The 19083-nt window shown below is 70.5% G+C and carries 18 protein-coding genes; 6 read left to right on the top strand and 12 right to left on the bottom strand.

What is annotated here, in order from left to right:
• A partial coding sequence (locus ADBZ5U_RS05420) for an electron transfer flavoprotein subunit alpha/FixB family protein (protein WP_526263157.1) occupies positions 1-895 on the bottom strand: 895 nt, incomplete at its 3' end.
• 52 nt (positions 896-947) lie between these two features.
• Complete coding sequence (locus ADBZ5U_RS05415) at positions 948-1739, bottom strand: electron transfer flavoprotein subunit beta/FixA family protein (RefSeq protein WP_526263155.1); 792 nt, start codon at positions 1737-1739, stop codon at positions 948-950.
• Positions 1740-1917: 178 nt separating this feature from the next.
• Between ADBZ5U_RS05415 and ADBZ5U_RS05410 the strand changes: the two genes are divergently transcribed.
• The 3 genes from ADBZ5U_RS05410 (at position 1918) to ADBZ5U_RS05400 (ending at position 5594) form a co-directional block, all read left to right on the top strand.
• Positions 1918-2694 (top strand): class I SAM-dependent methyltransferase, encoded by a 777-nt coding sequence (locus ADBZ5U_RS05410; protein WP_526263153.1) that lies wholly within the window; start codon positions 1918-1920, stop codon positions 2692-2694.
• On the top strand, positions 2691-4262 hold the full coding sequence (locus tag ADBZ5U_RS05405) for a 1,4-alpha-glucan branching protein domain-containing protein (RefSeq protein WP_526263151.1): 1572 nt from the start codon (positions 2691-2693) through the stop codon (positions 4260-4262). The genes ADBZ5U_RS05410 and ADBZ5U_RS05405 overlap by 4 nt, the downstream gene beginning before the upstream one ends.
• 102 nt (positions 4263-4364) lie before the next feature.
• On the top strand, positions 4365-5594 hold the full coding sequence (locus ADBZ5U_RS05400; RefSeq protein ID WP_526263149.1) for a glycosyltransferase family 4 protein: 1230 nt from the start codon (positions 4365-4367) through the stop codon (positions 5592-5594).
• Positions 5595-5687: 93 nt separating this feature from the next.
• Here the strand turns inward: ADBZ5U_RS05400 and ADBZ5U_RS05395 are convergent, their stop codons facing one another.
• Both ADBZ5U_RS05395 and ADBZ5U_RS05390 read right to left on the bottom strand, forming a co-directional pair.
• Positions 5688-6425, bottom strand: coding sequence for an acyltransferase (locus ADBZ5U_RS05395; RefSeq protein ID WP_526263147.1), 738 nt, complete (start codon positions 6423-6425; stop codon positions 5688-5690).
• 5 nt (positions 6426-6430) lie between these two features.
• Positions 6431-7207 (bottom strand): SDR family NAD(P)-dependent oxidoreductase, encoded by a 777-nt coding sequence (locus tag ADBZ5U_RS05390; RefSeq protein ID WP_526263145.1) that lies wholly within the window; start codon positions 7205-7207, stop codon positions 6431-6433.
• Between the two features lie 79 nt (positions 7208-7286).
• On the opposite strand from ADBZ5U_RS05390, the gene ADBZ5U_RS05385 reads away from it, so the two are divergent.
• Positions 7287-8567 carry a BamB-related PQQ repeat family beta-propellar protein gene (locus ADBZ5U_RS05385; protein ID WP_526263167.1) on the top strand — a complete coding sequence of 427 codons (1281 nt, stop codon included), beginning with the start codon at positions 7287-7289 and terminating at the stop codon, positions 8565-8567.
• Between the two features lie 54 nt (positions 8568-8621).
• On the opposite strand, the gene ADBZ5U_RS05380 is transcribed toward ADBZ5U_RS05385, so the two are convergent.
• The 8 genes from ADBZ5U_RS05380 to ctaD are packed head-to-tail and all read right to left on the bottom strand — an operon-like array spanning position 8622 to position 17030.
• Positions 8622-9293, bottom strand: a complete 672-nt coding sequence (locus tag ADBZ5U_RS05380) for an esterase (RefSeq protein WP_526263143.1) — start codon at positions 9291-9293, stop codon at positions 8622-8624.
• 9 nt (positions 9294-9302) lie between these two features.
• Complete coding sequence (locus tag ADBZ5U_RS05375) at positions 9303-10481, bottom strand: THUMP-like domain-containing protein (RefSeq protein WP_526263165.1); 1179 nt, start codon at positions 10479-10481, stop codon at positions 9303-9305.
• A 19-nt stretch (positions 10482-10500) separates the two neighbouring features.
• A complete protein-coding gene (locus ADBZ5U_RS05370) occupies positions 10501-11475 on the bottom strand; it encodes a class I SAM-dependent methyltransferase (RefSeq protein ID WP_526263141.1) in 975 nt (324 codons plus the stop codon).
• Between the two features lie 10 nt (positions 11476-11485).
• The gene (locus ADBZ5U_RS05365) at positions 11486-12202 is read right to left on the bottom strand and encodes an enoyl-CoA hydratase (RefSeq protein WP_526263139.1); all 717 of its coding nucleotides are present in this window, start codon (positions 12200-12202) and stop codon (positions 11486-11488) included.
• Between the two features lie 2 nt (positions 12203-12204).
• Complete coding sequence (locus ADBZ5U_RS05360; RefSeq protein WP_526263137.1) at positions 12205-13092, bottom strand: NUDIX hydrolase; 888 nt, start codon at positions 13090-13092, stop codon at positions 12205-12207.
• Positions 13089-13949: an ABC transporter ATP-binding protein gene (locus ADBZ5U_RS05355; RefSeq protein ID WP_526263135.1), complete on the bottom strand. Its 861-nt coding sequence runs from the start codon at positions 13947-13949 to the stop codon at positions 13089-13091. Before ADBZ5U_RS05355 ends, ADBZ5U_RS05360 begins: the two co-directional genes overlap by 4 nt.
• 2 nt (positions 13950-13951) lie before the next feature.
• Complete coding sequence (gene serB, locus ADBZ5U_RS05350) at positions 13952-15184, bottom strand: phosphoserine phosphatase SerB (protein ID WP_526263133.1); 1233 nt, start codon at positions 15182-15184, stop codon at positions 13952-13954.
• Positions 15185-15215: 31 nt separating this feature from the next.
• Positions 15216-17030: an aa3-type cytochrome oxidase subunit I gene (gene ctaD, locus ADBZ5U_RS05345; RefSeq protein ID WP_526263131.1), complete on the bottom strand. Its 1815-nt coding sequence runs from the start codon at positions 17028-17030 to the stop codon at positions 15216-15218.
• A 184-nt stretch (positions 17031-17214) separates the two neighbouring features.
• Here ctaD and ADBZ5U_RS05340 point away from each other — a divergent pair, with 184 nt between their 5' ends.
• Together ADBZ5U_RS05340 and ADBZ5U_RS05335 are read left to right on the top strand one after the other, a co-directional pair.
• A complete protein-coding gene (locus ADBZ5U_RS05340) occupies positions 17215-18279 on the top strand; it encodes an iron-siderophore ABC transporter substrate-binding protein (protein ID WP_526263163.1) in 1065 nt (354 codons plus the stop codon).
• Between the two features lie 59 nt (positions 18280-18338).
• The coding region (locus ADBZ5U_RS05335) for an NAD(P)-dependent alcohol dehydrogenase (RefSeq protein WP_526263129.1) at positions 18339-19083 on the top strand (745 nt) is incomplete at its 3' end.

Raw genomic sequence — 19083 nt, 5'->3', positions numbered from 1 at the left:
CCACGCCGTAGTCGGAGATCTCGAAGATCGGCGCTTCCTCGTCCTTGTTGACCGCCACGATGGTCTTCGAGGTCTGCATCCCGGCCCGGTGCTGGATCGCCCCGGAGATGCCCAGCGCGATGTACAGCTGGGGCGACACCGTCTTGCCGGTCTGGCCGACCTGGAACTGTCCCGGGTAGTAGCCGGAGTCCACCGCGGCGCGGGAGGCGCCGACGGCGCCGCCCATCGAGTCGGCGAGTTCCTCGACGATGCTGAACTTCTCGGCGCTGCCGACACCGCGGCCGCCGGCGACGACGATGCTGGCCTCGGCCAGCTCCGGACGGTCACCGGCCGCGGCGGGCTGGCGGGCGGTGATGCGGACCGCGTTGGGGGCCGGGGCCGGCACCTCGACGGTGACCTGCTCACCGGCGCCCGGGCTGGGCTGGGGCTCGACGGCACCGGGGCGCACGGTGATCACCGGAACCTCGGCGTTGACCTTGGCCTCGACGATGAACGCGCCGCCGAAGATCGAGTGCACGGCGGTGCCGCCGGACTTGACCTCCACGACGTCGGACAGCACGCCCGAGCCGATCCGGGCGGCCAGCCGGCCGCCGATCTCCTTGCCGTCCGCGGTGGCGGGCAGCAGGACCGCTGCCGGCCCGGCCGACTCGACCAGCGCGGCCAGCACGTCGACGAACGGGGTGATCAGGTAGTTCGCCGCGTCGTCGGACTCGGCGACGTAGATCTTGGCCGCGCCGGCGGCCTTGAGGTCCTCGGCCAGGGGCGCGGCGGTGCCCGGGGCACCGATCACGACGGCCGACGGCTCACCCAGGGCGCGGGCGGCGGTCAGGAGCTCGGTGGTGACCTTCTTCACCGCGCCCTCGGAGTGCTCGACGAGCACGAGTACTTCAGCCATTTGTGAGTCTCTTTCTCGGAGTTCTGGAAGGAGTGCCTGGGAAGGGCGTTTGCTAGATGATCTTCTGGGCGACGAGGTACTCGGCGATCTTGGCGCCGCCCTCGCCGTCGTCGCTGATCTTCTCGCCGGCGCTCTTGGCGGGCTTGGGTGTGGAGTTCAGCACGGACGACCCGGCGTTGGCCAGGCCCACCTCGTCGGGCTCGACACCGATGTCGGCCAGCGTCAGCGTCGTCACTTCCTTCTTCTTGGCGGCCATGATGCCCTTGAAGGAGGGGAAGCGCGGCTCGTTGATCTTCTCGTGCACGCTGACCACCGCGGGCAGGGTGGCCTCGACGCTGAACAGGCCTTCGTCGGTCTCCCGCTCGCCCTTGATCGTGGTGCCCTCGATGTGGACCGTGCGCATGTGGGTCAGCTGCGGCAGGCCGAGGTACTCGGCGATGATCGCCGGGACCGCCCCGCCGGTGCCGTCGGTGGCCTGGTTGCCGGCGATCACCAGGTCGGTGCCCTCGATGGTGCCCAGCGCGCGGGCCAGGGCCCACCCGGTCTGCACCATGTCCGAGCCGTGCAGCCGCTCGTCGAGCAGATGCACGCCCTTGTCGGCGCCCATCGAGAGCGCCTTGCGGATGGCCTCGGTGGCCCGCTCCGGGCCGGCGGTCAGCACGGTAACCGTGCTCTCGCCGCCCTCCCGTTCCTTGATCAGCAGCGCTTCCTCGACGGCGCGCTCGTTGATCTCGTCCAACACGGCGTCGGCCGCGTCCCGGTCGAGGGTCCAGTCACCGTCGGAGAGCTTGCGCTCCGACCAGGTGTCGGGGACCTGCTTGATCAGAACCACGATGTTGGTCATGGCTTTCTAGTCCTCCTGGCAGGCGTAACGCGGCCGGGGCAGGCCGCGAGCGTTGTTACTGGGCGGTAACTTCGTTGGGTCGCACCATAACGATAGCTTGCCGGAGCGGGTGTTCCCGCAGGCCGGTCCTGACCGCTCGGGTTCGCGAATCGGGCATGGCAGGCTAGCCTGCCTTGCGATGGACGCACACCTGACCGGCTCGGCCGACAGCGGTCTTCCGCTGACCGGCGAGCGGACCGTCCCCGGCTTGGCGGTGGAGAACTACTGGTTCCGCCGCCATCAGGTCGCCTACCTCCGATGCGCCGATATCTGCGCAGGTCAAGACGTACTCGAGGCCGGTTGCGGGGAGGGCTACGGCGCCGATCTGATCGCCTCGGTGGCGCACCGGGTGGTGGCCGTGGACTACGACGCGACGACGGTGGAACACGTGCGCGCCCGCTACCCCCGGGTGCAGGTGCTGGCCGGCAATCTGGCGGCCGTCCCGATGCCCGACGCCTCGGTCGACGTTGTGGTGAACTTCCAGGTCATCGAGCATCTGTGGGATCAGCCACAGTTCATTACCGAATGCTTACGACTGCTGCGCCCCGGCGGGCGGCTGCTGATCTCCACCCCCAACCGGATCACCTTCACCCCGGGCGGCGACACCCCGGTCAACCCGTTCCACACCCGCGAGCTCAACGCCGCCGAACTGCGCGAACTGCTGGAGGACGGCGGTTTCACGGTGGAGTCGATGAGCGGCGTCTTCCACGGCCCGGCGCTGGCGGCGATGGACGCCCGGCACGGCGGTTCGATCATCGACGCGCAGATCACCCGTGCGCTGGCCGACGCCCCGTGGCCGGCGGATCTGCTGGCCGACGTGGCGGCGGTGCGCTGCGAGGACTTCGAGATCGTCGCCGAGCGGGAGCGCGACGTCGACGACAGCCTGGACCTGCTGGCGATCGCGGTGCGCCCGTGACGGAGTCGGGTAACGCGGATGTCCCGGGCCAGTTCAGCCTGGTGCTGCACACCCACCTGCCCTGGCTGGCCCATCACGGCCGCTGGCCGGTGGGCGAGGAATGGCTGTTTCAGTCGTGGGCGGCGGCCTACCTGCCGTTGATCCGGGTGCTGCGCTCGCTGGCCGCGGAGGGCCGGCGCGGGCTGATCACCCTGGGCCTGACACCGGTCGTCACCGCCCAGCTCGACGATCCGTACTGCCTCGACGGCATGAACCACTGGCTGGCCAACTGGCAGCTGCGCGCGCTGGAAGCCGCCAACACCCACAGCCCGACCGGCGCCGCCGCGGGCACGGCTACCACACCGGAGGCGTTGCGGCAGTTCGGCATTCGCGAGTACGCCGAAGCGACCCGGGCGCTGGAGGACTTCAGCACACTGTGGCGCCACGGCGCCGGCCCGCTGCTGCGGGAGCTCATCGACGCGGGAACGGTCGAGCTTCTCGGCGGCCCGCTGTCCCATCCGTTCCAACCGCTCCTGCACCCGCGACTGCGCGAGTTCGCCCTCCGCGAGGGCTTGGCCGACGCCGGTCAGCGCCTGGGGCACACCCCGGTCGGCATCTGGGCGCCGGAGTGCGCCTACGCCCCCGGGATGGAACGCGACTACGCCGCCGCCGGCGTCGGCCACTTCATGGTCGACGGGCCCTCGCTGCACGGCGAAACCGCACTGGGGCGCCCCGTCGGCGACACCGACGTGGTGGCGTTCGGCCGCGACCTGCAGGTCAGCTACCGGGTGTGGTCGCCGAAGTCGGGTTACCCCGGTCACGCGGCCTACCGGGACTTCCACACCCACGACCACCTCACCGGCCTCAAGCCCGCCCGCGTCACCGGCCGCAACGTCGACTCGGACGCCAAGGCGCCGTACGACCCGGAGCGCGCCGACCGTGCCGTCGACGCCCACGTCGCCGACTTCGTCGGCCTGGTCCGCTCCCGGCTGATCAGCGAGTCCGCCCGCATCGGCCGGCCGGCCCACGTGGTGGCCGCGTTCGACACCGAGTTGTTCGGGCACTGGTGGCACGAGGGTCCGATGTGGCTGGAACGGCTGCTGCGCGCGCTACCGGCGGCCGGCGTCCGGGTCGGCACCCTCGCCGACGCCAAGGAGAACGGATTCCTCGGCGCCCCGGTGGAATTGCCGCCGGGTTCCTGGGGGTCGGGCAAGGACTGGCAGGTGTGGGCCGGTGAGAAGGTCGCCGACCTGGTGCAGCTCAACAGCGAGGTGGTCGACACCGCACTGGCGTGCGTGGACAAGGCGCTGGCCCAGACCGACTCCGCGCCGGCCCGCGACCCGGTGGCCGACCAGATCCTGCGCGAGACGCTGCTCACCGTCTCCAGCGACTGGCCGTTCATGGTGAGCAAGGACTCGGCCGCCGGCTACGCCCGCTACCGGGCGCACCTGCACGCGCACGCGACCAGGGAGATCGCCGACGCGCTGGCGGCCGGCCGCCGGGACACCGCGCAGCGACTGGCGGCGGGGTGGAACCGCGCCGACGGGCTGTTCGGGGCGCTGGACGCGCGGCGGCTGCCCCGCCCATGACGCCCGTTTCCCCGGCCGCAGCCCCCGCTGTCCCCCCGCCATTCCCGGCGACCCGCCGCGCGCCGGGGCACTGCGCGCACGCCCGGCGGCGGTGAACGTGGCGTGAGGATCCTGATGGTCTCCTGGGAGTACCCGCCGGTGGTCATCGGGGGCCTGGGGCGGCATGTCTACCAGTTGGCCACCGCACTGGCCGGCGCCGGCCACGAGGTGGTGGTGCTGTCCCGTCAGCCCTCGGGCACCGATCCGGCCAGCCACCCCACCACCGACACCCGGAGCGAGGGGGTGCGGGTGATCGCCGCGGCGCACGACCCGCACGAGTTCGAGTTCTTCTCCGACATGATGGCCTGGACCCTGGCCATGGGCCACGCCATGCTGCGCGCCGGACTGCGCCTGCACGACGACTGGAAGCCGGACGTGGTGCACGCCCACGACTGGCTGGTGGCCCACCCCGCGGTGGCGCTGGCGGAGTTCTTCGACGCCCCTCTGGTGTCCACCGTCCACGCCACCGAGGCCGGACGCCATTCGGGGTGGGTGTCCGGGCCGACCAGCCGCCAGGTCCATGCCGTCGAGTCGTGGCTGGCCCGCGAGTCCGATTCGCTGATCACCTGTTCAGCGTCGATGGCCGAGGAGATCACCGAACTTTTCGGCCCCGGGCTGGCCGGGATCACCCGCATCCCCAATGGGATCGACCTGGCCCGTTGGCCTTTCGCCCCACGCCGGCGTCGTCGCGGCCCGCCGGAACTGTTGTTCTTCGGCCGCCTGGAGTACGAGAAGGGCGTCCACGACGCCATCGCGGCGCTGCCCCGGATCCGGCGCAGCCACCCCGGCACCACGCTCACCGTCGCCGGGTCCGGTACCCAGCAGGACCGGCTGATCGAGGTGGCACGAAAACACAAGGTGCTCAGGGCGGTCCGCTTCCTCGGCGAGACCGGCCATGACGAACTGTTGCGGTTGCTGCACCGCACCGACGTCGCGGTACTGCCCAGCCACTACGAGCCGTTCGGCATCGTCGCCCTGGAGGCCGCCGCGGCGGGCGCCCCGCTGGTGACCACCGACATCGGCGGACTGGGCGAGGCGGTGATCGACGGGGTGACCGGGATCTCCTGTGCCCCAAAGGATGTCACGGGACTGGCGCGGGCCGTGCGCGCGGCTCTCGACGACCCTGCCGCCGCGCAACGTCGCGCGGTGGCCGCGCGGGAGCGTCTCACCTCCGACTTCTGCTGGGACAGCGTGGCCGCTGCCACCGCGCAGGTCTACCTGGCGGCGAAGCGCCGCGACCGCGACCCGCTGGCCCGCCGCCCCATCGTCGAGCACGCCCTGCCCGACCGCTGACCCCTCTGCCGCGAGCAGACGTGAACGTCCCCGAAAACCGGCGTGTCGCGGGACTTTTACGTCTGCTCGCGCAGGGAGGTGAGGGAAGGGGAACTACCGGGCGGCCTTCTTGCGCTCGATGTCGGCCAGGTGCGCGGCCAACTCGGCGCGCTGCGCCGCCGAGGTCTCCCACGCCAGCTTCCGATTCTTGACCACCTTGGCCGGTGAGCCGACCGCGATCGAGTAGTCCGGGATGTCGCCCTTGACCACCGCGTGCGCGCCCAGCACGCAACCCCGCCCGATCAGCGTGCCGCGCAGGATGGTGACCTTGGCCGCGATCCAGGTGTCGGGCCCGATGCGCACCGGGGTCTTGACGATGCCCTGGTCCTTGATCGGCACCTCGATGTTGTCCATCTTGTGGTCGAAGTCGCAGACGTAGCACCAGTCGGCCATCAGCGACGACTCCCCGAACTCGATGTCGAGGTAGCAGTTGATGACGTTGTCGCGGCCGAAGACCACCTTGTCGCCCAGTCGAAGCGATCCCTCGTGGGCGCGGATGGTGTTCTTGTCGCCGATGTGCACCCAGCGGCCGATCTCCATCTGGGCCAGTTCCGGGGTGGCGTGGATCTCGACGTTCTTGCCGAGGAAGACCATGCCGCGGGTGATGACGTGCGGGTTGGCCAGCTTGAACTTCAGCAGCCGCCAGTAGCGCACCAGGTACCACGGGGTCCAGGCGCGGTTGGCGATGACCCACTTCAGCGAGGCCACGGTCAGGAACTTGGCCTGCCTGGGGTCACGCAGCCGGGAACCCCGCCACCGCTTGTGGATCGGCGCACCCCACATGCTCGTCACGGCGCCTACTTCGGTGGCATCCGGATGCCGCCGTCGACGCGCACGACCTCGGCGTTCATGTACGAGTTGGTGATGAGTTCGACGACCATCGAGGCCAGTTCCTCCGGCTTGCCCAGACGGTGCGGAAACAGCACCGACTGGCCGAGCTTGGCCTTGAAGGCCTCCGCGTGCTCACCCTCGCCGTAGATGGGGGTGTCGATGAGTCCGGGCGCGACGGTGTTGACCCGGATCCCGACCGCGGCGAGGTCGCGGGCCACCGGCAGCGTCAGCCCGACGACGCCGCCCTTGGACGACGAGTACGCCGCCTGGCCGATCTGCCCGTCGAACGCCGCGACGCTGGTCATGTTCACGATGGCCCCCCGCTCACCGCTGGCGGTCGGCTCGAGCCTGCTCATCGCGGTGGCCGCCAACCGGATGCAGTCGAATGTGCCGACCAGATTGATCGCTATGACCTTCCGGTAGGCGTCGAGGTCGTGCGCGGAGGCGAACTCGCCGTCCTTGCCGATGGTTCGCTGGGCCCAGCCCACCCCGGCGGAGTTGACCAGTGCGCGCAGCGGGCCCAGATCCATCGCGGTGTTGACCGCATCCTCGATCTGCTCGGTCTTGGTGACGTCGACGGGGACGAACACGCCGCCGGTCTCCTCGGCGAGCTTCTGCCCGCGTTCGGCCTGCATGTCGGCTATGACCACCCGGGCGCCGAGATCCGCCAACTGTCGGACGGTGGCGGCGCCGATACCCGAGGCGCCGCCGGTGACGATTGCACTTGCTCCGTTGAGTTCCACGACCCGAGCTTAGGGCAGCAGGCGCTCCCGCCGCCAAGCGCGTCGAGGCGTTAGTCTCCCCTGGATGGCCAGGACACCGATGCTGCGGCGGTTGCTCGCGCCGGCGTCGGCGATGCTGCTGACCGCCGGTTGCGGCACCACCGACACCTGGGTGGAGTCCACCGCCACGCGTGGCTGGAGCGCCCAGTACGCCGACGCCGCCAACACCAGCTACACCGCGACCGCGGGCGCCTCGACGCTCGCCCCGGCCTGGACCCGCTCGGTCAAGGGCGAACTCGGCGCCGCACCCGCCATCGGCGGCGACGGCTACCTGGCGGTCAACGGCCAGACCGCGGGCGGCTGCTCGCTGATGGTGTGGGAGAACGACAACAACGGCCGGCAGCGCTGGTGCACCCGGATGGTGCTCGGCGGCGGCTTCTCCAGCCCGCTGTTCGACGGGTTCGACAACCTCTACATCGGCCAGCCCGGCCTGATGATCTCCTACCCGCCGACCCAGTGGGTGCGCTGGCGGACCAACGTCATCGGGATGCCCACCACCGCAAGGTTTCTCGGCTCCGGGCAGCTTCTGGTGGTGACCCACCTCGGACAGGTGCTGGTGTTCGACTCCCATCGGGGTACCGTCGTCGGCACACCGCTGGACCTGGTCGACGGCGTCAACCCGACCGACCCGTTCCGCGGGATCGAGGACTGCGGGCAGTCCCGTCCGGCCTGCCCGGTGCCCTCGGCGCCGGCCTACTCCGCCGCCGGTCGCATCGTGGTGATCGGAGTGTGGCAGCCCGGCGCGAAGGCCTCGGTGCTGACCGGTCTGCGCTACCAACCCGGCCAGTCCGCGCTGCTGAGCCGGGAATGGACCAGCGACGCGGTAGCCGACGGTGTGCTGGGCAGTCCGGTGCTCTCCGCGGACGGCGAGACGGTGTACGTCAACGGCCGCGACCGGAAACTCTGGGCCCTGAACACCGCCGACGGGAAGGCGAAATGGTCTCTGCCGCTTGGCTTTCAGCCTCAGACGCCGCCGTCGCTGGCAGCCGGCGGGCTGATCATCGCCGGCGGCGGCCCGGACACCCGCCTGGTGGCGTTGCGCGACTCCGGCGACCGGGCCGAGGTCCAGTGGCGCCGTGACGACGTCAGCCCGCTGACCACCTCCAGCCAGGCCGGTTCGCGGGTGGCCTACACCGTGGTGGCCGACGGCCCGGCGGGATTGGCGCTGCTGGTGTTCGATCCGGCCGACGGCGGGCGGACCCTCAACAGCCTCCCGTTGCCGGATGCGACCGGTTTCCCGGTCGGGGTGTCGGTGGGATTCGACCGTCGGGTGGTGGTGGCCACCAGTGGCGGGCAGGTCTACAGCTTCGCGCCGGACTGACCTTCCGGCGACGACGCGGGCGCCCCGCGCCCGAGGAGCAGCCGGGGAATCGGCTCAGACCTGCAGCGGCGGAATGGCGTTGCGCGGCACCACAACTGAGGTTGCTCCGGCGTAGGACGGCAGCAGTTCGGCCCGACCGAAGTAGAAGATCACCGCGTCGTCGGTGACGGCGAAGTTCTGGTAGTGCGCGGGGTCGCGTCCATCGCCGGCGGAGATGCCGCCCACCAGGCCGGTCTGGGACTCCAGCTCGCGCCGCACGATCGGGAAGATCGCGTCCAGCGGCTGGGCGCCGGGGGCGAACAGGGTGTCGAAGGTGACCGGCCGGGCGCGCTCGACGTCAAAGGTGAACGACTTGTACCAGGTGGTGGGATGGGCGCTTCCGACGTCCTGGAACAGGGTCAGCACCACGCTTCGGGTTCGCGCGGACCGCAAAGACTCCGCGGTGACGTCCATTTCGTGCGGCAGGTTCCGCGAATCCGGCGTCGCGGCGACGTTGACGAATCCGTCCCGGGTCTGGGTGAGGTAGTCGACGATGGCCCGTTCGTCGGGATAGTCCAGCGGGAACCTGATGTCCATCGTGTAGGCCGGATCGCTGACCGCCACCCGGCACAGGCCGTCGGCCTGCACCACCCCGGCCAACCCGGCGCAGGCGTCCGGCGCCGCCCATCCCGGCGGCGATCCCATCAGAGCCCCGCAGACCAGCCCGGCGGAAAGCGCGGCGCGCATGCCGCCACCCTACCGCGACGCCCGGCACACGAACGCCCACGCACGGGAGGCGGCAGCACTGCCGATTCGGGTGATCACCACCGACAACGGCCGGGTGCCGGCCGGGCGGAGCCGGCGGCGCAGCTCGTCCGGGTCGACGTCGACGCCTCTGACGAGGATCTCCAGCGATCCGCAGTCGAGCGCCGAAAGCGACTGCCGCAAAACCTTTTCCCGAAACGGCAGCCGGTCGAGGATCTCGAAGCCGCGCATCCCGTCCGGGACCCGGTCCCCGGTGAGATAGGCGATCTCGGGGTCGAGTTGCCACAGCCCGTGCCGGGTTGCGTACTGGCGGACCAGACCCGCGCGCACCACCGCACCGTCCGGGTCGATGATCCAGCGGCCCGGGACGCCGCTGCGGTATTCCCCTGGATCCGCGTCGGTGAGGGTCTCGACGTCGCGGCCGTCAGCGAGGACGCTGGCCCGCCGCCGGACGCCCGGTGTCGACAGCGACGGCGCCCACAGGCAGGCCTCCCGCACCGAGCCGGCGGCCGAGGTCACTTCGATCTCGCCGTCGAACCCGAGCGCACGCACCGCGTCGAAGTCGATGCCCGGCGCGCACTTCACCACCGTGGGCCGGCCCCGGTACGCCTCGGCCAGATCGTCGAGCGGCGGCGTGTAGGCCCGCGGGTCGAAGCGGCGGCTGCCGCCGCTCCGTCGCGCCGGATCCAGCAGCACGACGGCGTTCCGGCTGATCGGCGCGCAGGCGTCGGCCCGGGCGAGCGGCACTCCCGGGACGTTGTGGGCGGCCATGGCCAGCCGGACCTCGTCGAGATCGCTGCCCAATAGGTAGGCGGCGGCGCCGCGCAGCGCGGCCAGTTCGGTGCCCACCGAACAGGTCGCGTCGTGCACCACCTGCCCGGCCAGCCGCCGCGCGCGGTGGCGGGCCACCACCGCGGCGGTGGCCTGCTGCAGCGCCTCGTCGGTGAACAGCCAACCCGAGACGTCCACCCCGGCGAACTTGGCGGCCGCCCGGCGCCGCAGCAGGGTGGTCTCGACCAACGCGCCGGTGTGCGCGGCGAACCGGTTCCGGATCGCGGCGACGTCAGCGAGCCGGGTGGCGTCGGTCAGCGCGAACTCGGCGACCTCGGCCAGTGCCGCCGCTCCCGCCGCGCTGGTCAGGTAGGCGACGTCGGCCCGGGTCAGGCCCAGGAGCGCTCAACCCCGGTGGTCATCCCGGCTTGACCCCGGTCAGCATGACGTTGTAGAACCAGCCTTTGGGCACCACCCGACGCCACACGTTGGCATCCACCCAGCTCAGGGCGGTCCAGCCGCCGAAAGCGAACTTGGCCCAGCGCCAGCCCAGCTTTCCCGGCGGGACGGTGGACTCGAAGGTGCGCACCGGCCACCCCAGCATCGCGGCGGTGAACTCCTCGCTGGCGGTGCGGACCTCGGCGGCGCCCGCGCGCAGCGCCATCGCCTCGAGGTCGGCCGGCTCGAAGGTGTGCAGATCGACGATCCACTCCAGGGCCGCGGCGCGGGAGTTCTCGTCGAGTTCGGCCTGGGGACGGCGCCAACCCGACAGTCCGGGCAGCGTCATCGCGCGGACGGTGGTCTTCCAGGTGAGATCGGCCAGCCTGCGGGCGTAGGCGTTGCCGACCCGGGTGGGCTCGCCGGCGAAGACGAACCGGCCGCCGGGCTTGAGCACCCGCACCACCTCGCGCAGCGACTTCTCGACGTCCGGGATGTGGTGCAGCACCGCGTGCCCGACCACGAGGTCAAAGGTGTTGTCCTGGTAGGGAATCCCTTCGGCGTCGGCCACCCGGCCGTCGATGTCCAGACCCAGCGACTCGCCGTTGCGGATGGCGACCTTGACCATGCCGGGCGAGAGGTCGGTGACCGATCCGCGGCGGGCGACGCCGGCCTGAATCAGGTTGAGCAGGAAGAAACCGGTACCGCAGCCCAGTTCCAGAGCGCGGTCGTAGGGCAGCTTCCGCTGCTCCTCGGCGGGCACGACGGCGTCGAAGCGGCCGCGGGCGTAGTCGACGCAGCGCTGGTCATAGGAGATCGACCACTTCTCGTCATAGGACTCCGCCTCCCAGTCGTGGTAGAGCACCTGGGCCAGCTTGGTGTCGTGCCGGGCCGCTTCCACCTCCTCGGCCGTCGCGTGCGGCCGGCTTTGCGGCATTTCCGTACTGCTCGTCATGCAGGGCAGCCTAACCGCCGATCGTCGCGGCAAAAACTTCGCCGTAACGCCGGGCCTGGGCTTCCCCGTCCAAAACGGTGCCCGGCCCGGCTCCGATCAGCGCCTTCACCCCGGCCAGCGCGGCCGCCGGAGCATCGACGAACCGGTTGGCCCAGGCCAGCGCCTCGTCGTAGACGTGGTCGGGAGCCACCAGTTCGTCCACCAGGCGCAGGGCCAAGGCCTCCTCCGGCCCGACGAACCGGCCGCTGAAGGCCAATTCCTTGGCCCGCGCCACACCCACCGTCCGCGCCAGCCGGTCGCATCCGCCGCCGCCCGGGACCAGGCCGGCCAGGATCTCGGTCGCGCCCAGCCTGGCGTTGTCCCCGCACACCCGCCAGTCGGCGGCCAGCGCCAGGCTCAGGCCGGCGCCGAGGGCGTAGCCGGTGACCGCGGCCACGGTGGGCTTGGAGATGGCGGCCACCGCGTCCAGTGCCCGGCGGCGCACCCGGTCGGCGGTCTCGGCCTCGGCGCGGTCCAGGGTCCTCAACTCGGGCACGTCGTCACCGGCGCAGAAGATCTCGTGACCGCCGAACAGGATGACCGCGGCGATGTCGGCGCGGCCGGACACCTCCTCTGCGGCGGAGGCCAGTTCCCGGTAGGCCTGCCGGGTCAGCGCGTTGGTGGGTTCCCGGTCGAGCAGCACAACCCCGATTCGCTCGTGGGTGTGGACGCGGACGAACTCGCGCATGCTCAACCGCCCTCACGCCGCCCGAGCCGCCCGAGCGCCCGCCGGCGGGCGTCGTTGTAGCGGCCGGAGTCGAAGAACTCGATCTCCCAGTTGCCGTCGTCGAACACCGTCATGTTGGGCTCGACGGTGGCGATCTGACGTTCCAGCGCGAGCACTTCCGCGACGGTCCGCCCGGCCAGCGAATCCAGCTGGCTCCAGGTGGGCGGCAGCAGCAGCGCGCGCCCGTCGGCGAAGTCCTCGATGGCCTCCTCCGGACGGGCCCAGCCGGCCCGGTCGGACTCGGTGTTGAGACCGTCGGCCCGCTGGCCCCGCGGCAGCGCGCCCACGAAGAAGTAGGTGTCGTAGCGGCGGGTGCGCTCCTCTTTCGGGGTCACCCAGTTCGACCAGGGGCGCAACAGGTCGGCGCGCAACACCAGGTTCTCGGCCCGCAGGAAATCGCCGAAGGCCAGGCTGCGGTCCTCCAGTGCGGCGCGCTCCCGGTGATAGACCGACGCGTCGGCGACGATGCGGTCGGGGTCGTCGGCCGGCCCGGCGAACAGCACCCCGGACTCCTCGAAGGCCTCCCGGGCCACCGCGCACACCAACGCCTCGGCGAGGTCGGCCTCGATGCCGAAACGTCCTGCCCACCATGCAGGTTCGGGTCCGAACCAGGCGCGGTTGGCCACCAGACCGGCGTCGCGGTCACGGTCGTCCACGCCGCCGCCGGGGAAGACCGTCATCCCGGCCGCGAATTCCATCGCGCCGTGCCTGCGCATCAGGAACACCTCGAGTCCGGGAACAACGGTGTCGCGGATCAGCATCACGGTGGCCGCCGGCCGCACCGGCCTGGGTTGCAACTGCCCTGGTTGCAACGGCCCTGGTTCCAACGGCCCGGGTTCCGGCGCGGTCACCGGCGCCTCCGGTGTGCTGCCCGGGTCCGCGCCCGGCGGGCGAAATAGCGGCCGTCGATGGTGTCCAGGGCGATGGACTGACCAAAGGCCGCCGACAGGTTCTCCGCCGTCATCACGTCCCGCAGCAGGCCCGCCGCCACCACCGCGCCCTCGGACAGGATCAGGCAGTGGCTGAAGCCGGGCGGAATCTCCTCCACGTGGTGGGTGACCAGCACCAGGGCCGGTGAGTCGGGGTCGGCGGCCAGGTCCGTCAGTCGGGCGACCAGTTCCTCGCGTCCGCCGAGATCCAAGCCCGCGGCGGGTTCGTCGAGCAGCAGCAGTTCCGGATCGGTCATCAGGGCCCGGGCGATCAGCACCCGTTTGCGTTCGCCTTCGGACAGGGTGCCGTAGGTGCGGTCGGCCAGATGCTCGGCGCCGACGCTCTCCAGGGTGTCCAGGGCGCGGTGGTAGTCCACCTCGTCGTACTGCTCGCGCCAGCGGCCCAGCACCGCGTACCCGGCCGACACCACCAGGTCGCGGACCACTTCGCCGTCGGGGATCTGCTGCGCCAGGGCCGAACTGCTCAGGCCGATCCGCTGGCGCAACTCGGCCATGTCCACCCGGCCCAGCCGCTCCCCGAGCACGGTGGCGGTGCCCCCCGACGGGTATTCCATGGCTGCGGCGATCCGCAGCAGCGAGGTCTTGCCCGCACCGTTGGGGCCGATGACCACCCAGCGCTCGTCGAGCTCGACCTGCCAGTCGAGCGGGCCGACCAGCAACCGGCCCCCGCGGCGAAGCAAGACGCCGCGGAAGTCGATCAGGAGATCCTCATCGACGGAATCGGGGGCTGCACCGGTCACCCGGTCATCGTGCCGCATGGCTACTCCGGCGGAATGTCGACCCGGCTGACCACCCCGTCGAGGGCGTCGGCAGCCTCGATCTCGGCGCGGGTCACGCCCAGGAAGAACAGCACCGTGTCCAGGTAGGGGTGGCTCAGCGATGCGTCGGCGACCTCACGAAGCGCAGGTTTGGCGTTGAACGCCACACCCAGGCCCGCGGCGTTGAGCATGTCGATGTCGTTGGCGCCGTCACCGACGGCCACCGTCTGCTCCATCGGCACCCCGGCCTGGGTGGCGAAGTCGCGGAGCGCCCTGGCTTTCCCGGCGCGGTCGACGATCTCGCCCACCACCCGGCCGGTCAGCCGGCCGTCGACGACTTCCAGTTGGTTGGCGGCCACGAAATCCAGCATGAGTTCATGCGCCAGCGGCTCGATCACCTGACGGAACCCGCCGGAGACCACCCCACAGTGAAAACCCAAGCGCCGCAGGGTTCTTATCGTGGTTCGCGCCCCCGGGGTGAGCTGCACCCGGTCGGCGACCTCGTCGATGACCTCTTCCGGCAGGCCGGCCAGTGTGGCCACCCGACGGTGCAGCGACTCGGCGAAGTCCAGTTCACCGCGCATGGCCGCCTCGGTGATCGCGGCCACCGCCTCCCCCGCCCCGGCACGCTCGGCGAGCATCTCGATGACCTCGCCCTGGATCAGGGTGGAGTCCACGTCGAAGACGATGAGCCGCTTGTTGCGCCGTTCCAGGGAGTAGTTCTCCACGGCGATGTCGACGGCCTGCTGGGCGCCGACCCGGGCCAGCGCCGCCCGCAGTTGGTCGGCCAGGCCGGGTGGCACCGTCACCCTCAGTTCCAGCCCGGTGACCGGGTAGTCCGAGACACCCCGGATGACGTCGATGTTGACCCCCAACGCCGCGGCCGCCCGGGCGACGGCGCCGAACGCGGCGGCGGTGATGGGCCGGCCCAGCACCACGATGGTGTGGGTGGGAGGACCCGGAATGACCGGGACGTCGTCGCTGCGCTCGATGGTGGCTTCCAGGCCCAGCCCGTCGATGACGGCGCCCACCTCCGTCCGCAGCGCCGCACCGTCGGCGACGTCCGGGGCGCCCGATACCAGGACGCCCAGGATCAGCCGGTCGCGGATGACGACCTGTTCGACGTTGAGCAATTCCACCGGGAAGCGGGACAGCACCTCGAACAGTGCCGAGGTGACGCCAGGGCGGTCCGCCCCGGTGACGGTGATCAGCACCGACACCTTGGGTGTGGTCATGCGGCAGTCCGAAAGCAGGCCGGGAAAGCCCCTAGCGGTCGCGGTCAGGGTCGATGACGATCCCGGTCGAACTGGGGGGCCGCTTGGCCTTCTCGAAGCCGGCTGTCTTGCTGGCGTCGAATCCGATCTTGGCGGCCACCACGCGGGACTCCCGATGGGATTTACCGACGTGGGCCTCGCTGCGCATCCGGTCGACCATGTGCGGGTAGTGCAACTCGAACGCCGGCCGCTCCGAACGGATGTTGGGCAGTTCGGTGAAGTTGTGCCGCGGCGGCGGGCAGGAGGTGGCCCACTCCAGCGAGTTGCCGTGGCCCCACGGGTCGTCGACCGTGACGACCTCGCCGTAGCGCCAGCTCTTGAAGACGTTCCAGAAGAACGGCAGCATCGACACGCCCAGGGTGGCCGCACCCAGGCTGGAGACGATGTTCAGGGTGGTGAAGCCGTCGGAGGGCAGGTAGTCGGCGTAGCGCCGCGGCATGCCCTCGTCGCCGACCCAGTGCTGCACCAGGAAGGTGAGGTTGAAGCCGATCATCGTCAGCCAGAAGTGCACCTTGGCCAGTCTCTCGTCGAGCAGCCGTCCGGTCATCTTCGGGAACCAGAAGTAGACGCCGGCGTAGGTGGCGAACACGATCACACCGAACAGCACGTAGTGGAAGTGGGCGACCACGAAGTAGCTGTCGGAGACGTGGAAGTCCAGCGGCGGGCTGGCCAGCAGCACGCCGGAGAGCCCGCCGCAGAGGAACACCACCAGGAAGCCGACCGAGAACAGCATCGGCGACTCGAAGGTGAGCTTGCCCTTCCACATGGTCCCGATCCAGTTGAAGAACTTGATGCCGGTCGGCACCGCGATCAGGAACGTCATGAAGGAGAAGAACGGCAGCAGCACGGTGCCGGTGACGTACATGTGGTGCGCCCACACCGCCACCGAGAGCGCGGCGATGGAGATGGTGGCGTACACCAGGGTGGAGTAGCCGAAGATCGGCTTGCGGGAGAACACCGGGAAGACTTCGGAGACGATGCCGAAGAACGGCAGCGCGAGGATGTAGACCTCGGGATGGCCGAAGTACCAGAACAGGTGCTGGAACAGCGTGGTGCCGCCGTTGGCCGGGTCGTAGACGTGCGCCCCCAGTCGGCGGTCAGCGGCCAGTCCGAACAGCGCGGCGGTGAGCAGCGGGAAGACCAGCAGGACCAGGATCGAGGTGACGAAGATGTTCCAGGTGAAGATCGGCATCCGGAACATCGTCATGCCGGGGCAGCGCATGCAGACGATGGTGGTGATCATGTTGACCGCACCCAGGATGGTGCCGAGGCCGCCGACGGCCACCCCCAGGATCCACAGGTCGGCGCCGACGCCCGGGGAGTGCACGGAGTCCGACAGCGGGGTGTAGATGGTCCAGCCGAAGTCAGCCGCACCGCCGGGGGTGATGAAGCCGCCGAGGGCGATCAGCGCACCGAAGATGAACAGCCACAGCGACAGCGCGTTGAGACGGGGGAAGGCCACGTCGGGGGCGCCGATCTGCATCGGGAGTACGAGGTTGGCGAAGCCGAACACGACCGGCGTCGCGTAGAACAACAGCATCGCGGTGCCGTGCATGGTGAACAGCTGGTTGTACTGCTCGTTGGACAGGAACTGCAGGCCCGGCAGTGTCAGCTCGGCGCGCATGAACAGCGCCATCAGACCCGCGAGGGCGAAGAACGTGAAGCAGGCGATCATGTACATGACGCCGATGAGCTTGTGATCGGTGGTGGTGATCACCTTGTAGAGGAGGTTGCCCTTGGGCCCGCTGGGCATGGGCGCGGGGCGACGGGCCTCTAGTTGTCCGCGGGGGGGCACTACGGCTGTCACAAGATCCTCCAACCATCGGTGGGGTCTACCCCAAGCAATCTACGGCGCATCCTATCGCCAAACCAGACCCTGCGCGGCCTTGGTCCTACATTCCGTCGTATTTCGCGCCACCGCTGTCGCCCGGGAGACTCCCGGGCCAGGTCAGCGCCGGTTTACCGGCACCGGATGCTACGGTCGCGACGTGCTGTTCCGCGCGGTGATCCCGGCCTTGGCGGTCGCCCTGGCGGCGGCTGCATGTTCAACCCCACCTGAGCCGACCTCAGGTGCTCCCACCAGCGGCGTTGTCACCAGCACCACGAAGATCGCGTCGGCCGGCGTGCTGGGCAACCAGCGCCGCCCCGACGAGTCGTGCGCGCCCGGGCCCGCGCCCCTGGACGGGCCGCCGCCCGGGCCGATCCGACACGCCGCCGGAGAGACCCCGGTGCGGCCCGATCCGCAACGCATCGCGGTGCTGGCCGGCGACGAACTCGACGCGCTGTGCGCCCTGGGCCTGCAGTCGCGCATCGTGGCCGCAGCGCTGCCCGACGGGTCCGGCGCCCAGCCGTCGTATCTGGGCACCGTGGTGCGCGACGTGCCCGGCGCCGGGACCCGCAGCGCTCCGGATCTCGCCGCGATCGCGGCGGCCAAGCCGGACCTGATCCTGGGTTCGCAGGCACTGACCCCGGACTCCTACGGCGCCCTGAGCGCAATCGCCCCGACGGTGTTCTCCGCCGCGCCGGGTGCGATCTGGCAGGACAACCTGCGGATGGTGGGCGCGGCCACCGGCCGGCTGCGGGCCGCCGACGAGTTGATCCGCGGTTTCGCCGATCAGGCCAGGAAGGCCGGTGAGGCCAACGACGCGGCGCACTTCCAGGCCTCCGTCGTCCAGCTCACCGACACCACGCTTCGGGTCTGGGGCGCCGGCAACTTCCCGGGCAGCGTGCTGGCCGCCGTGGGTGTCGATCGTCCTGCCGCACAGAGGTTCACCGACAAACCGTTCCTGGAGATCGGGCTCGGCGACGCCGACCCGGACCGCTCCCCCGACCTGTCGGCCGCCGACGGCGACATCGTCTACCTGTCCTTCGCCTCGCCGGCCGCCAAGGACCGCGCCCCGGCCCTGCTCGACAGCGCGGCCTGGCGCAAGTTGTCGGCCAACCGCGACAACCGGGTGTTCGTGGTCAACAACGAGGTGTGGCAGACCGGTCAGGGCCTGATCGCGGCCCGTGGCATCGTCGAGGATCTGCGCTGGCTCAACGCCCCGATCAACTGAGAGCCCCGATCAACTGAGAGCCCCGATCAACTGAGAGCCCCGGCCCTTACTCTGCATCCATGACCACCGTCAGCGCCTACGCCGCGACCTCAGCAACCGAGCCACTGACCAGGACCACGATCACCCGGCGCGCCGTCGGCCCCGGCGACGTCGCCTTCGACATCCACTTCGCCGGGATCTGCCATTCCGACATCCACACCGTGCGCGCCGAGTGGGGCCGGCCGAACTACCCGGTGGTACCCGGCCATGAGATCGCCGGAGTGGTGACCGAAGTCGGTTCTGCCGTAACCGGATTCAAGGCCGGGGACAAGGTCGGCGTCGGGTGCTTCGTCGACTCCTGCCGTGCCTGCGAGAACTGCAGGGCCGGCCTCGAGCAGTACTGCACCGGGCGGGGCGGCATGACCGGCACCTACAACTCGGTCGGTCGCGACGGGCGGCCCACCCATGGCGGCTACAGCGGCCGCATCGTGGTCGACGAGAACTACGTGTTGCACATCCCCGAGGCGCTGCCGTTGGACGCGGCCGCGCCACTGCTGTGCGCCGGGATCACCACCTACTCTCCGCTTCGGCACTGGAACGTCGGCCCGGGCAGCCGGGTCGGGGTGGTGGGCCTGGGCGGACTGGGCCACATGGCCGTCAAACTCGCCTCCGCGATGGGCGCGGAAGTGACGGTGCTGTCGCAGTCGCTGAAGAAGATGGAGGACGGGCTGCGCCTGGGCGCCGGGAACTACTACGCCACCGGCGACCCCGACACCTCCACCACCTTGTTCAGGTCCATGATCACCAAGAACGTCAACGCCGATG

It is taken from the genome of Mycobacterium sp. (genome assembly GCF_040398885.1).
Lineage (GTDB): Bacteria > Actinomycetota > Actinomycetes > Mycobacteriales > Mycobacteriaceae > Mycobacterium.
This window is presented reverse-complemented; position numbering and strand designations above follow the sequence as displayed.

Coding starts and splice junctions, on each gene's coding strand:
- ADBZ5U_RS05415 (WP_526263155.1), bottom strand. CDS start 1,739: ATGACCAACATCGTGGTTCTGATCAAGCAGGTCCCCGACACCTGGTCG.
- ADBZ5U_RS05385 (WP_526263167.1), top strand. CDS start 7,287: ATGCTGCGGCGGTTGCTCGCGCCGGCGTCGGCGATGCTGCTGACCGCC.
- ADBZ5U_RS05370 (WP_526263141.1), bottom strand. CDS start 11,475: ATGACGAGCAGTACGGAAATGCCGCAAAGCCGGCCGCACGCGACGGCC.
- ADBZ5U_RS05355 (WP_526263135.1), bottom strand. CDS start 13,949: ATGCGGCACGATGACCGGGTGACCGGTGCAGCCCCCGATTCCGTCGAT.
- ADBZ5U_RS05410 (WP_526263153.1), top strand. CDS start 1,918: ATGGACGCACACCTGACCGGCTCGGCCGACAGCGGTCTTCCGCTGACC.
- ADBZ5U_RS05380 (WP_526263143.1), bottom strand. CDS start 9,293: ATGCGCGCCGCGCTTTCCGCCGGGCTGGTCTGCGGGGCTCTGATGGGA.
- serB (WP_526263133.1), bottom strand. CDS start 15,184: ATGACCACACCCAAGGTGTCGGTGCTGATCACCGTCACCGGGGCGGAC.
- ADBZ5U_RS05365 (WP_526263139.1), bottom strand. CDS start 12,202: ATGCGCGAGTTCGTCCGCGTCCACACCCACGAGCGAATCGGGGTTGTG.